The sequence below is a fragment of the Cryptosporangium japonicum genome (assembly GCF_039524755.1).
GTDB classification, from domain to species: domain Bacteria; phylum Actinomycetota; class Actinomycetes; order Mycobacteriales; family Cryptosporangiaceae; genus Cryptosporangium; species Cryptosporangium japonicum.
Window position 1 is genome coordinate 331,251 of record NZ_BAAAGX010000033.1, and the last position, 13,785, is coordinate 345,035.

A 13,785-nucleotide genomic window follows, 5' to 3' on the forward strand; every position below is an offset into this window, starting at 1 on the left:
TCGGCTGGGGCATCGTCAGTTGCTCGGGGTGGGAACGGGCCGGGTGTCCAGGTCCCAGAGCCGGACGACCTTCTCGTCGCCACCGTCGGCGAGGAGGCGTCCGTCCGGGCTGAACGCGACCGCGTCGACGTCGCCGGTGGCTTTCAGCGGTTTCCCGATCGGTTTGCCGGTCGTGAGGTCCCACAGCCGGGTGGTGTCGTCGATGCTCGCGGTGGCCAGGGTGCGGCCGTCGGGGCTGTAGGCCAGGCCGTAGATGTTGTCGGTGTGCCCGCGCAGCGCCTGGTGCACGATCCGCTTCTCCACGTCCCAGACCCGGACGACCCTGTCGGAACCGCCACCGGCGACGTACCGGCCGTCCGGGCTGAACGCGATCGAGTCGATGTCACCGGGGGTGGCCTTGAGCGGGTCGCCGAGCGGTGTGCGGGTCGCCACGTCCCAGAGCCGGATCGTGTCGTCCGCGCTGCCGCTGGCCAGCGTCTTCCCGTCGGGCGAGAACGCGACGCTGTACACCTCGTCGGTGTGGCCGGTCATCGGTTGCCCGATCTGGCGCTGGCTCGCGACGTCCCAGAGCCGGACGGTCTTGTCGCCGCCGGACGAGGCGATCGTCCGGCCGTCCGGCGAGAACGCCAGGCCGTACGCGTCGCCGGTGTGGCCGGTGAGGGTGCCCACCTTCGTGCCCGCGGTGGTGTTCCAGAGCCGGACCGCGCCGTCGCCGCCGACCGAGGCCAGCAGGTTGTCCTTGTTGAACGCGACGCGGTAGACCGTGCCGGTGTGGCCCTCGAGCGGGTCGCCGATCGGGCTGCGGTCCTCGACGTCCCAGAGCCGCACCGTGCTGTCGCCGCTCCCGGACGCGATCCGGGTGCCGTCGGGGCTGAACGCGACCGCGTTGATCCACTGGGTGTGGCCGCTGAACGTGTCCTGCACCGCCGGGGAGGGCCCGACGGCGAGCGGCGTGGCGGTGACGCGGGGCGCGGCCACGTCCCCGTCGCCCCCGTCGTCGCCGCCGGTGGGTCTCAGGAGGTAGATGCCGGCGCCGGCGACGGCCAGCACGACCAGGACCGCGAGGCCGGCGAGGAGCGGGGCGGTGCGCTTCTTCTTTTTCGGCGGCGCCGGTGGGCCGGGGGGCGGGTAGCCGTACGGAGCGCCGTAGACCGCGGTGCCGCCCGGGGTGGGGTGCCCGGAGACGGGGTTGCCGGAGACGGGATACGAGGAGACGGGGTGGCCGGAGACCGGGTACGCGACCGGCGCCGAGCCGGAGACCGGGGCTGATCCCGAGACGGGGGCCGCGCCGGAGACGGGGGCCGCGCCCGAGACGGGGGCGGCTCCGGAGATCGGGGCCGCGATCGCGGGGTGGTCGGAGCGGGTGCGGGTCCAGTGCTGCTGGCGGGTGGGCGCGTCGGTGAACGGCTCCACCGGCGTCGGCCCGCCCTCGGCGAGCGCCCCCTGGATCCGCCGGGCCCGCTCGAGGTAGTCCTTGGCCCGGCCGGGCCGCCCCTCCTCCATCAACCCCGCGGCCGACGCCACGAGCGTCGCCGCCAGCCGCTCGGCCGCCGAACGGGTCACCGGGTGCTGGTCCCCGAACACCCGCAGCGCGCTGATCGCGATCACGTCCAGCGCCTCGACCGTGTCGAACCCGACCAGCTCGTGCAGGCGCAGCTGCTCGTCCGGCGTCAGCAGCGGCAGCAGTTCGTCGCGGGCGGCCGCCGCGGTCGGACGGTTGCGCGGCTCGGGGTCGGTGCACCGGCGCACGAGCCCGGCCACCACCCGGCCGCGCTCCGGCCCCACCTCGGCCTCGATCAGGTCGTCCAGGTCGGGGCGCAGGCTGTGCCGCAGGTGCGCCTGCAGGTACGCCAGCGGCGTCTTCTCCGCGACGTCGTGCGGGCGACGCGCGGTCAGCAGCTCGGCCAGCACCACGCCGAAGCTGAACATGTCCCAGGCCGGGGTCGGGCTCGTGCCCTCGTCCGGCGGCATGTACGGGATCGTCCCGACCCCGCCGGTCGGGTTGCCGGTCTGCGGGTCGCGGAGCGTGCCGAGGTCCCCGAGGACGCTGCGCCGGTCCCACCGGAGGATGTTCGCCGGTTTGACGTCGCGGTGCACCAGCACCCCGCGCTGACCGGTCGGCGTGTGCAGGTGGTGCAGTGCGTCGGCGATGCCGACCAGGTCGAACAGGATCTGGTCGGCGGTCAGCCGCGGGGGGTTGGACTTGACGACCTGGTCCTCCAGGTCCGCACCGCAGAGCGGCATGACCTGCACCAGCGCGAGGCAGGTGCCGTCGAACTCGCGGCGGAACTCCGGCATCTCGGCCTGCGCGAACACCGGCAGCAGGAACGGGTGCCGCAACGCGGTGGCGTACCGCTGCTCACGGCGCATGCGCTGCAGGACGTCGGGCCGGCCGCGCCGCTCCAGCACCACCCGGACCGCGACCGGGTCACCGGGCTCACCCGCCTCGGCCAGCGGGTCGAGCAGCTCGGCGGTGAACACCGTCGCCTGCCCGGTGTTCTTCGAGATGCGCTCGCGCAGCAGCACCCGGACGCCGGGACCGGTGCCGACCGGTAAGCGGATCGAGCGCCCCTCGACGATCTGCGGTTCGGTGAGCGTGGGGCCGCCCCCGCTGGGCGAGCCGTCGCCGGGGTGAGCGCCGCCCGAGTCGCTCGACCAGCCGCTCATCGTGGGTCCGCGCTCCCCTGTCCGGTAACCATTCGTCCGCCGCTGGAGTGTATAGCCCCACGTCCGGCGTCGTTCGGCTCCGGACGGGTTGCCGACACCCGGCGCGGCCCGGCGGTTCGGCGCCCGGTTTTCCCTATTGTTCGGCTGTGACGTCCGGATACCGGGGCCGGTGGTTCCTGCTCGGCGTGCCCGCCGTCCTGCTCGGCGTGCTCGCGGCGACCACGACCGGCCCCGGCGGCGGACCGCCCGACGCGTCGTTCCTCCGGGTGGTGCCCCCCGCGGCGTCGGCGGCCCCGGTGCCGACGGTGCGGTTCGCCGCGGTGGGTGACGTGATCCTGGGCTCGACGCCGAAGCTACCGCCGAACGGCGGCCGGACGTTCTTCGACGACGTCCGCCGCGAGCTGACCGGCGACGTGGTGAGCGGCAACCTCGAGTCGCCGCTGACCGACCGGACCACGACGACGAAGTGCGCTCGCCGCGTGTCCCGGCCGACCGAGGAGCGATCCACCGCCGAGGCGCGGACGTGTTACGCGTTCCGGGTGCCGCCGGGGTACGCCCGCTGGCTCGCCGGCGCCGGGTTCACGGTGCTGAACGTCGCCAACAACCACGCCCGCGACTACGGCGACGCCGGGCTCGCCGACACGGTCGCGGCGCTGCGCCGGTACGGCGTCGACCACACCGGCCCGGCCGGCCGGATCACCCGGAGTTCCGTGCGCGGGATCCGGGTGGCGACGATCGGGTTCTCCCCGTACGCGTGGACGAACAGCGTGCTCGACGTCCCGGCCGCGGCCGCGCTGGTGCGACGGGCCGCCGCGAGCGCCGACCTCGTCGTCGTCCAGATGCACATCGGCGCGGAGGGCGCCGACCACGCCCACGTCCGGCGGGGCCCGGAGTCGTTCCTCGGCGAGCAGCGCGGCGACCCGATCCGGTTCGCGCACGCCGTCGTCGACGCCGGTGCGGACCTCGTCGTGGGGCACAGCCCGCACGTGCTGCGTGGCCTGGAGTTCTACCGGGGGCGGCTGATCGCGTACAGCCTGGGCAACTTCGCCGGGTACCGGACGTTGTCGAGCGCCGGGCCGGCCGGGGTGGGCGGTGTCCTGCGGGTGACGCTGCGCTCCGACGGCAGCTGGGCCGGTGGCACGCTGGTGGGCACCCACCTGGTCGACGGCGGTCTCCCGGCCCGTGACCCCCGCCGGCGGGCGCTCACGCTGGTGCGGGGGCTCTCCACCGCCGATTTCGGCCGCGCCGCCGCGCGCGTCTCCCCCACCGGCGGGTTGACGCCGCCGGCGTGAATCGCCCTGTGGACAACGTGGGCGAGGGTCGTGAGGGCTGCCACGATGACGGGGTGGAGAAATCTTCGGAGCGCGCCGGGTCGGCCGGCCCGGCCGGGCCGCTCGCGGGGTCGGCCGATGCGCTGGTTGCACCGCCCGGGGCAGTGGTCGCGCCGCCCGGGGCGTTCGGTCTTTCGCCCGGGGCGTTCGCGGTGTCGCCCGGGGCGCTCGTGGACGCCGGGCGGGTCGCGAGTGCGCTCGTCGACGAGCTCGACGCGATCCGGCGGCACTGGCGCAGCGGCACCGCCGACGTCGCCGGAGCCACCGGCCTCCGCGAGGCCGACCACGCGATCGCCGACACCGTGCAGCGCTGGGATGCCGAGCTCGGGCTGTACCTCGAGGTGCTCCGCACCCTCTGCGACGCACTGCCCATCGCCGCGGCCGGCTATCGGGACGCCGACGGCGCCACCGTGTCCGGGGAGGCGGAGTAACCGTGGCCATTCGGGACTACGCGCAGGTCGGAGCCATCCTGCACCGCCTGGGGTCCGCACTCGGGCGGCTCGGCCCCGCCGCACTGGTACGCACGCTCGGCACGGTGCTCGCCACGGTGTCCGACCCTCCCGGCGGCGACCCGGAGAAGCTCGCCGACCTCGCCGCGGCCTTCCGCCGGGCCGCCGCTGACACCGATCCGGTCGCCGCCGACGCCGCCGAACTCGCCCGCGGGCGGCTCCCGGCCGCGTGGACCGGCAGCGCGTTCGCCTCCGCCGCCGAGACCACGATCGCCACCGCGCACCTGGTCGGTTCGGTCCGCCCGGCGTTCGACGCCGCGGCCGACGCGCTCACCGGCTACGCCGCCACCAGCGCCGAGCTCCGGGCCGAGCACCGCGAGCTGCGCTCCCGACTCGCCGCCGCCTGGCACGACGCCACGCACGTCGAGCTGTTCGGGCGCAGCGTCCGCGCGCTCGACGTGCGTGCGCTCGACGAGCTCGCGACCACGGCCAGGGAGTTGATCAGCGGGTTCGGGGAGATCTACCGGCGCGGCCTGACCGCCGCCGACACGCTGATCGCCCGGCTCGGCGACGTCACCGCCCGGGCCCGCGCGTCCGCCGTCGACGCCCACCCCGCCGACGCGGTCACCCTGGCCGCCGTGGACGCACGACCCGCCAACCCCGGCGCCACCGATCCGGGCGCCCCGGGGTCGTCGCCCGCCGATCCGGGCGCCCCGGGGTCGTCGCCCGCCGATGCGGGCGCCCCGGGGTCGTCGGGTGCCGGTGGGCCGGCCGTGGGTGGTGGGGCCGGGTGGCCGACCGATCTCGGTGTCCTGCCACCGTGGCAGCTGCTCCGCGCGAACCGGCGCCGCGCCGCCCTCACCGCCATCGAGCGGGCGGCCTTCGAGCACACGCTGGCCGCGGCCGCGAGCCCGCTCGAACGCGCCTACCTCTGGAAAGCGCTGGCCGCCGGCCACGACATCGCCACCGTCACCGCGTTCGCCGAGCAGATCCGCGGCCACAACCCCACCTGGCTCCGCGAGCACCTCTCGGTGCTCGATCCGGCCCGGCGCGGCCCGGTCACGTTCGCCGGGCAGCCGTTCGCCCAGACCGACGGCACCACCTGCGGCACGACCTCGATCGTGGTCGCCCGCGCGCTCGCCGACCCCGTCTACACGCTCGAGATCACGAAGGATCCCGAGTCGTTCCGGGAGGAACAGCGCCGCCTGCACGGCCGCACCAACCCGATCTGGCCCGAGGCGCTCGGCACCTCACCGTGGGGCATGGAGCGAGGTCTGGCCGCCGAGACCGGCACCCGGTACGCGTTCCACTGGACCGACGACACGAACCCGCGCGAGCTCTCCGCGGCCACCAGGAACATCCTCACCGCGGTCGACGCCGGCCACCCGGTGCCGTTACTGGTCGGCAACACCTATCCGGCGCACTACCTGCTCGCCGTCGCCCATGACACGGACACGTTGCTCGTCTACAACCCGGCCGGCGGCCGCCTGATCGAGGTCCCGACCGACGACATCCGGCAAGCCACCGTTTTCCACCACCTACAGGGCTACCTCACCCCCCGATGAGCGCCCCACCCCCAGGCGGCTAGTTCACTCCGCGGTGAGCGGGCCCACCGACGTCACCTCGATCACCGCGACCCCGGCCTCGTCCGAGGCCGACAGATCGACGGTCGCCGAGATGCCCCAGTCCCGGTCACCGGCCGGGTCGTCGAACGTCTGGCGCACCAGCCACAACCCGGCCTCCTCGGAGATCGAGAGCAGCGCCGGGCCACGCGCGTCCGGGCCGGTGCCGATCGACGCGTACTCCTCGAAGTACGGCGTCATCGCCTCGTCCCAGGCCTCGGTGTCCCACCCGGACGCCGAGTCCAGCTCGCCCAGCTCCCACCAGTTGCGCAGCGCGGCCAGCTCCACCCGCCGGAACAGCGCGTTGCGCACCAGCACGCGGAACGCCCTGGTGTTGCGGGTCACGGCCACCGGCGTCGACTCGATCGGCGCCACCTCGGCCAGTTCGTCGGCCGGCGACGTCAACCGCTCCCACTCGTCGATCAGCGACGAGTCGACCTGGCGCACGAGTTCGCCGAGCCACTCGATCAGGTCGGTGAGGTCCTCGGTGCGCGCCTCGCCGGGCACGGTCTGCCGGATCGCCCGGTACGCGTCGGCCAGGTAACGCAGCACCAGGCCTTCCGAGCGCCCCAGCGAGTAGAACGACACGTACTCGGTGAACGTCATCGCCCGCTCGTACATGTCACGCACGACCGACTTCGGCGAGAGCTCGTAGTCGGCCACCCACGGGTGTCCGCGCCGGTACGTCTCGTACGCCGCCGAGAGCAGCTCCACCAGCGGCTTCGGGTAGGTGACGTCCTCCAGGGCCTCCATCCGCGCGTCGTACTCGAGCCCGTCGGCCTTCATCTGCGCGACGGCCTCGCCGCGGGCCTTGAACTGCTGGGCCGAGAGCACCTGGCGCGGGTCGTCGAGCGTCGACTCGATCACCGACACGACGTCCAGGGCGTACGACGGCGACTCGCGGTCGAGCAGCTCGATGGCGGCCAGCGCGAGCGGCGACAGCGGCTGGTTGAGCGCGAAGTCCTCCTGCAGGTCGATCGTGAGCCGCACCGAGCGCCCCTCGGCGTCGGGCGAGTCGAGCTTCTCCACCACTCCGCCGGCGAGCAACGCCCGGTAGATCGCGATCGCCCGGCGGATGTGCTTGCGCTGCGCGGCGGCGTCCTCGTGGTTGTCGGTGAGCAGGTGGCGCATCGCGGCGAACGCGTCGCCCGGCCGCCCGATCACGTTGAGCAGCATCGCGTGCGACACGGCGAACGACGACGTCAGCGGCTCCGGTTCAGCCGCGATCAGCCGCTCGTAGGTGGGCTTGCCGTACCCGACCGACCCCTCCGGCGGCTTCTTCTTCACGACCTTGCGCCGCTTCTTCGGGTCGTCGCCGGCCTTGGCCAGCGCACGCTCGTTCTCGACCACGTGTTCCGGCGCCTGCACGACGACGGTGCCGACGGTGTCGTACCCGGCCCGGCCGGCCCGACCGGCGATCTGGTGGAACTCCCGGGCCTTCAGGAGCCGGACCTTAACCCCGTCGTATTTGGACAGGCCGGTGAACAACACCGTCCGGATCGGCACGTTGATGCCGACACCGAGCGTGTCGGTGCCGCAGATCACCTTCAGCAGCCCGGCCTGGGCGAGCGTCTCGACCAGCCGCCGGTACTTGGGCAGCATGCCCGCGTGGTGCACGCCGATGCCGTGCCTCACCAGCCGCGACAGCGTCTTCCCGAAGCCGGTGCTGAACCGGAAGTTCCCGATCGCCGACGCGATCGCGTCCTTCTCCGCGCGCGTGCAGACGTTGACGCTCATCAGGGCCTGTGCCCGTTCGAGCGCCGCGGCCTGGGTGAAGTGCACCACGTAGATCGGCGCCTGTCGGGTTTCCAACAGTTCTGTCAGGGTCTCGTGGAGCGGCGTCGTGACGTACTCGTAGAACAGCGGAACCGGACGCTCGGCGTTGCTCACCACCGCGGTCGAGCGACCGGTGCGCCGGCTGAGGTCGTCGACGAACCGCGTGACGTCGCCGAGCGTCGCCGACATCAGCAGGAACTGGGCCTGCGGCAGCTCGATCAGCGGCACCTGCCAGGCCCATCCGCGGTCGGGCTCGGCGTAGAAGTGGAACTCGTCCATCACGACCTGGCCGACGTCGGCCGCGGCGCCGTCGCGCAGCGCGATGTTGGCGAGGATCTCGGCCGTGCAGCAGATGATCGGGGCGTCGGCGTTCACCGACGCGTCGCCGGTCAGCATCCCGACCTGCGACGGGGAGAACACGTCGCAGAGCGCGAAGAACTTCTCCGAGACCAGCGCCTTGATCGGCGCGGTGTAGTACGTGCGCTTCCCGGTGGCCAGCGCCGCGAAGTGCGCCCCGGTGGCGACCATGCTCTTCCCCGACCCGGTGGGCGTGGAGAGGATGACGTTCGCGCCCGAGACGATCTCGATGAGCGCCTCTTCCTGGTGCGGGTAGAGCGTCAGGCCCTGTTTCTCCGCCCAGCCCGCGAAGGCCTCGAAGATCTCGTCGGCGTCGGGTGTCTGTGGGAGCAGGTCGGTGAGCGTCATCGCACCCCTATCGTGCCCGGTCGCGGCGGTGACGGCCACGCCGGGGTGCGCCTGGTCCCACCAGTCACACCCGCCCCTTCCAAAACATCGTCAACGTAGTCCCATGAGCTTTGAACCAACCCCCGAGAGGAGCCGTCCTCCCAAACAGGAAACGCAAAGCCGAACTTAAGGTCAGCCGCCGCAGGGTCGTTGATCAGCGTCACCCAGGTGCCCAACCCGAAAGCTTGGACAGGAGACGGCCATGCGCCCAGCAGTGAAGGCCAGCGCCGAGACGCGCGGACCGGTGTCGGTTCACCCGTGGGCCTACTCCCACGAGGAGGTCGTCCGCCGCTTCGACGTCAACCCGCTGACCGGGCTCACGCTGGAGGAGGCGGCGCGTCGGCGCGGCGCGCTCGGCCCGAACGTCGTCGAGCCGGGCACCGAGGAGACCACCGCGCTGAGCCAGGAGCGCTGGCCCCGGCTGCGTGCCTTCGTCGACACGCTGCTCGGCCGCCGCTCCGAGGCGGAGAGCGCGACCGAGCAGGTCCGCGAGCAGTTCATGGCCCGCGTCCTGCGCTCGGACCGGGTGCTGACCGTCCACGCCGTCGACCTGGTGCCCGGCGACATCGTCCTGCTCGCCCAGGGTGACCTGGTGCCCGCCGACGCGCGCCTGCTCGACGTCGTCGAACTGCGGGTGGACGAGGAGCCGCTGACCGGCGGTGAGCTCGCCTCCTCCCGGTGCGTCGCCCCGGTGGGCAGTGGCTGGACCCCGGTCGCCGACCGTCGCTCGATGGTGCACGCCGGCAGCCGCATCGTCCACGGCGCGGGAACCGCGGTGGTCGTGGCCACCGGCCCGCTGACCGTGATCGGCCGCGCGACGCTCAACCGGATCACGTCCGCGCAGCGCGGCGCGCTGGGCCGGGCCCGCAGCGCGCGCCGGCCCGGTGGCCTCGGCCGCCGCGGTGGCCTGGGCGCGGGTGCCGACCGCCGCGCCGCCAGAGCCACGGAATCGGCCGCCCCCGCCGGCATACCCTGGCTCCCGTCGGCGGCGCCGCCGTCCCGGACGCTGCCCAAGCCGCTGTCGGTCGAGACGACCGCGCCCGAACCCACGCTGCCCGCCGTCGCCCGCCCGGCGATCGGTTCCCGCCCGCTGGTGCTCGGTCCGCGCCCCGCGCGAGCCGCCCGCAGCGCGCGGCGCTGGACCCGCTCCTGCGGCCGCTGACGCCCGCACGACCCAACTACACACCTTCCTCTGGACGCGACGCGAGCACCCCTCGGGGGCTCGCGCGTTCGGCTTTTCGGGGGTGGTTTCCCGTACCGGAAAAGCACGCAGCACCGGAAAGCACGCACACGAAAGAACCCGCGCCGCCCGATCAGGGCGACGCGGGTAGTCCGACCGGAGGTATCAGTCCTGGTAGTGGGAGTCGAGCATGATCTGCCCACCACCGAGCTTCTTGACGAGCGGGTCGAGCGTCTCGGCCTTGTTCGAGGTCACCAGCCACTTCGTGCCGACCAGGTAGGCGCCGCCGTACCCCTCGGCCGCCTCGATCCAGTCGAGCATCTTCTGGTTCGACTCGAACGTCAGGATCGTCGTGCGCGTCGACCCGAGATCGCAGACGCCCTGCGAGAAGTCGCTGCTCTTCCGAATGCTCGTCGGCTCACAGCCGACCTTGTCGGCGATCTGCTCCAGCGAGAGGACCGGCGCGGTCTTCGGCCCGGAGTCGCGACTGCTCCACCACTCGGCGCCGCCGAGCCCCAGCAGGGAACCACCGACCACGGCCGCCGCGACGGTCGCGATGATGGCTTTGCGCTTCGAGGACTTCGGGGCGCCCGGGGCGTTCCGGCCGTTGCCCGGGTAGCGGCCCGGGGGGTCCTGGTCGTCGGAGCCGTAGCCCGGGTAGGACCGGTCCGAGTAGGAATCGGCAGGCGGGCGACCGGCCTGCTGGTGGGGGTACGTCGACTGCGGTCGGCTCATACTTCCCAGACGGTTCGCGGCCCACGGTGGTTCAACGCGGAAAACAAGTGAGCCCCGCATCGCTTCCGAAAACGATGCGGGGCTCACTGAAGGGTCGCGACGCCCCACCGATCCCCACAACCCGAGGAGAGTCGCCACCCGGCCTAGGAACTCTTGGCGGTCACCAACGTCTCGCCGGCCGTGGTCCGGAGCGTGACCGTGGTCAGCTCGGTCGGCGCCATCTTCACCGACTTGATCTCGTCCAGCACACCGGACGCACTGACCTTCACCGTGTCGACGACGGTCGGAGCACCCACCGAGTCCGACGCGACGATCTCGACGTCCTGGCCGGCCGGCAGCCCGGTGCCCTCCAGGTCGAGGCGCAGGTAGCCGCTGGCGGCCGAGCTGACGTCGACCTTGAGCGTCGCCTTGGTGGTGGGGTTCTCGCCCTTGAGGCCGGGGAGGTTCGCCGAGCCGATCCCGGGATCGGCGGGCTGGCTCGTCCCCTGGGTCTGCTTCGCGACCGGGTTGGTCCGGGTGCCACCCTCGTCGGAGTCACCGAGGCCCGATCCGATCAGGACGCCACCGCCGAGCACCAGCACCGCCGCGGCCGCCGCACCGGCGAACGCGAGGTGACGACGCTGCTGGCTGGCGCTGCCCGCGCGGGGCCGACGCCGGTGCGAGCGGGCCTTCTGCCCGGAGTAACCCGGGAAGCTGTCCTGCCGTCCGCCCGGCACCGAGCGCAGCTGCGGCCCGGCCTCCTGGCGGGGCGGCGGACCGGCCTGCTCGAACGCCTCGAGGCGGATGTCGTGCAGCGCACGCATGAAGATCGCGTCGTTCGGGTCGGCCGGCTCGTCGATGAACGCCTCGGGCGGCACGGCCGCCATGATCGCGGCGGTCTCCTCGGCTTCGTCGAGCTCGTGCCGGCAGCGGGTGCACGACAGCAGATGGTCGGCCAGCCGGGCCGCCTCTGGTGGCTCGAGCGCTCCTACCGCGTACGCCCCGACCAATTCGCGGCATTGCATCTCGGTCATCGTGTCACCCCCACTACATCTCCGAGCGCGGAGCGTAAAGCCCGCAGCGCGTAGTACGTCCGGGACTTGACGGTGCCGGCGGGCACGCCGAGCACCTCGGCAGCCTCTGCGGTCGTCCGTCCACGGTAATAAACCTCGATCAGTACCCGCCGATGCTCGGCGGAGAGGGTTCCCAGGCCATCGAGAACCACCATCGTGTCGACCACCCCGTCGGAGTGGTCCCGTTCCATCGGCGGGGTCGCGGGGTTCTCGGCGACCTCGGTCGGCCGAGCCCGGCGGGCGCGGGCCCGGTCGGTGACGATGTTCCTCGCGACCGTGAGCAACCAGCCCCGAACTGACCGGGATCCGTCAGAAAGCGCTTCACCGTGCTTCCAGGCACGGACCAGCGTCTCCTGGACGACGTCCTCGGCGGCCGCGGCGTCACCCGTGAGGCGGGTCGCGTACGCCAGGAGCGCCCGACCGTGTTCCACGTAGATCTGCCGGATCAGCTCCTCACCTTGGGCCGGTGGCAGCTGACGGCCGGACGGCCCCCGGTCGGCGCGCGCCGCGCCGTTCACCGGCTGAGCGTGTCCTGGTCCGGCGGCTACTCCGTCCCGGGGTCCCGACGCAGTGCGTTGCCGGACGTCGGGTCCACCGAACATCCGACCGCTTGGCGGTACTGCCGCTCCGGGTAGCCGAGGAGCGGGAACAGCGATGTGCACTGACGCCTCCGACCGTGATCCTTTATCGGGTCGCACGAACCCCAACTCTCACACGTGCGTCGTCGAGAGCCGGTTCAGGGCGAACCGAAGACTTTCTCGGCGACGCGGACGGTCAACGGCAGGAGCCAGTCAACCGGAGCCACAACGTAATGCGGACCGGAACCGGCAACAAACCCCTCCCTGTCTTCGCAGGCGGCCACCCGGGTCACTGCCCGAGCACGATCGACCAGTACGCGACGCTCTTGGTGTTCATCCGTGCCTGCGCCCCTACCTTGGTCCAACCGCAGCTCAGCTTGCCTCCGGACACCACTTTGACGGTCGCCGGGAGGTTGGTGGCGGTGTCCGGAGCCGGAAACGCGGCGCGGGCCGCCTCGGCCGGATTACCGGCACCGGCGACGACGGACTCCACGACCTTCGTCCCGTCGTACCCGACGCTCTTCACCCGTTGGATCGAGGTGTCGCCGTCCGGCGTCGTGGTGTTGAAGTAGTTGCGGGTCAGCATGTCGTCGACGTGGTCACCCGCGTACGCCACCAGGGTCTGGTCGACCTCGACGCGGCCGCAGCCCAGGTCGTCGAGGTCCTTGTTGATCGCGGTGGCGACGGCCTCGGCGGCCTGCGCGGTGGCCGCGTCGGCCTTCGGGGGCTGGTTCGCCCCGGCGGCCGGGAGACTCGCCGAGGCGGTGCCCTGCGCGGTGCTGGAGTTGCCGGTGTAGCGGTCCCGCTCGGCGAGCATCGTCGCGCCCAGCACGAGGACGAGCATCAGCACACCACCGGCGAGCGGGGCCCAGCTGGAGAACTTGCGGCGGGCCCCGGTGTAGCGCATCGGGCGCGAGGGTCTCCGGCGCGAGCCGGCCTTCGCGCGGCGCTCCCCACCGGCCCGGCGCTGGCCCGTGCGCGACCCGGACGTCGGGCGGCTGCTCGACACCGGCCGGCTGCTCGAGACCGGCCGCCCCTGGGGGGCCGGACGCCCGGCCGGACTGGTCGGAACCGGACGCGCACCCGCTCCCCGGTCGTAACCCGACGGGCCCGCGTCGTAGCCGGAGGGGCCCCGGTCGTAACCCGACGGGCCGCGGTCGTACGCCGCCGGGCCGGCGTCGTAGCCGGACGGGCCCCGGTCGTAGCCGGGTTCGGCCTGGACGTAGCCGTAGGTGCCGGTGTCGTGCGGTGACTGCGACGGCCGCGGCTGCGGCATCGCCCGGGAAACGGTGGGCTGCTCGTCGGGCCAGATGCTGGTCCACTCGCCGGTGTCCTGGCTGCTGTCGCGGTTCGCGCGTCCGGAGCGGCTCGATCGGCCGGCCGTCGGGTCCACCTGCCGGCCCGGCTTGTCGCTCTTGCGGTGCGCACCGCCCAGCCGGCCCACCGTGTACACACCGGACGACGGGCCCGGCATCGCGCGCGGGAGCTCGATCGTGCCGTCACGCTCAGGCGCGTACCCCTCCGGAAGACCCCGGAGTTCGGCGTCCCCCACCGCGGCGGACGCCGACCACATGTTTTTGCGCGCCATTTGAGCTTGTTCCCCTTCCGCCCCCGCGGACTTTCTCGTCCGGCCCAGCGGTGGCGACACCGG

At 73.0% G+C, this 13,785-nt stretch carries 10 protein-coding genes; 4 read left to right on the plus strand and 6 right to left on the minus strand.

What is annotated here, in order from left to right:
- Positions 1–15: 15 nt before the first annotated feature.
- Positions 16–2,667, minus strand: coding sequence for a WD40 repeat domain-containing serine/threonine protein kinase (locus ABD437_RS37145; protein WP_344653646.1), 2,652 nt, complete (start codon positions 2,665–2,667; stop codon positions 16–18).
- Between the two features lie 146 nt (positions 2,668–2,813).
- On the opposite strand from ABD437_RS37145, the gene ABD437_RS37150 reads away from it, so the two are divergent.
- The 3 genes from ABD437_RS37150 to ABD437_RS37160 are packed head-to-tail and all read left to right on the plus strand — an operon-like array spanning position 2,814 to position 6,012.
- Positions 2,814–3,959 carry a CapA family protein gene (locus ABD437_RS37150; RefSeq protein WP_344653647.1) on the plus strand — a complete coding sequence of 382 codons (1,146 nt, stop codon included), beginning with the start codon at positions 2,814–2,816 and terminating at the stop codon, positions 3,957–3,959.
- 53 nt (positions 3,960–4,012) lie between these two features.
- Complete coding sequence (locus ABD437_RS37155) at positions 4,013–4,429, plus strand: hypothetical protein (protein ID WP_344653648.1); 417 nt, start codon at positions 4,013–4,015, stop codon at positions 4,427–4,429.
- A gap of 2 nt (positions 4,430–4,431) precedes the next feature.
- Entirely contained in the window at positions 4,432–6,012 is a 1,581-nt protein-coding gene (locus ABD437_RS37160) for a hypothetical protein (protein WP_344653649.1), read from the plus strand.
- 24 nt (positions 6,013–6,036) lie between these two features.
- On the opposite strand, the gene ABD437_RS37165 is transcribed toward ABD437_RS37160, so the two are convergent.
- Complete coding sequence (locus ABD437_RS37165) at positions 6,037–8,550, minus strand: DEAD/DEAH box helicase (protein ID WP_344653650.1); 2,514 nt, start codon at positions 8,548–8,550, stop codon at positions 6,037–6,039.
- A gap of 241 nt (positions 8,551–8,791) precedes the next feature.
- Here ABD437_RS37165 and ABD437_RS37170 point away from each other — a divergent pair, with 241 nt between their 5' ends.
- Positions 8,792–9,751: a P-type ATPase actuator domain-containing protein gene (locus ABD437_RS37170; protein ID WP_344653651.1), complete on the plus strand. Its 960-nt coding sequence runs from the start codon at positions 8,792–8,794 to the stop codon at positions 9,749–9,751.
- A gap of 183 nt (positions 9,752–9,934) precedes the next feature.
- Here the strand turns inward: ABD437_RS37170 and ABD437_RS37175 are convergent, their stop codons facing one another.
- From ABD437_RS37175 to ABD437_RS37190, 4 genes are all read right to left on the minus strand, one after another.
- Positions 9,935–10,504, minus strand: a complete 570-nt coding sequence (locus ABD437_RS37175; protein WP_344653652.1) for a hypothetical protein — start codon at positions 10,502–10,504, stop codon at positions 9,935–9,937.
- A 143-nt stretch (positions 10,505–10,647) separates the two neighbouring features.
- Positions 10,648–11,517: an anti-sigma factor family protein gene (locus ABD437_RS37180; protein WP_344653653.1), complete on the minus strand. Its 870-nt coding sequence runs from the start codon at positions 11,515–11,517 to the stop codon at positions 10,648–10,650.
- Complete coding sequence (locus ABD437_RS37185) at positions 11,514–12,074, minus strand: sigma-70 family RNA polymerase sigma factor (protein WP_425558325.1); 561 nt, start codon at positions 12,072–12,074, stop codon at positions 11,514–11,516. Before ABD437_RS37185 ends, ABD437_RS37180 begins: the two co-directional genes overlap by 4 nt.
- Positions 12,075–12,423: 349 nt before the next feature.
- Complete coding sequence (locus ABD437_RS37190; RefSeq protein ID WP_344653654.1) at positions 12,424–13,722, minus strand: CAP domain-containing protein; 1,299 nt, start codon at positions 13,720–13,722, stop codon at positions 12,424–12,426.
- Positions 13,723–13,785 lie beyond the last annotated feature (63 nt).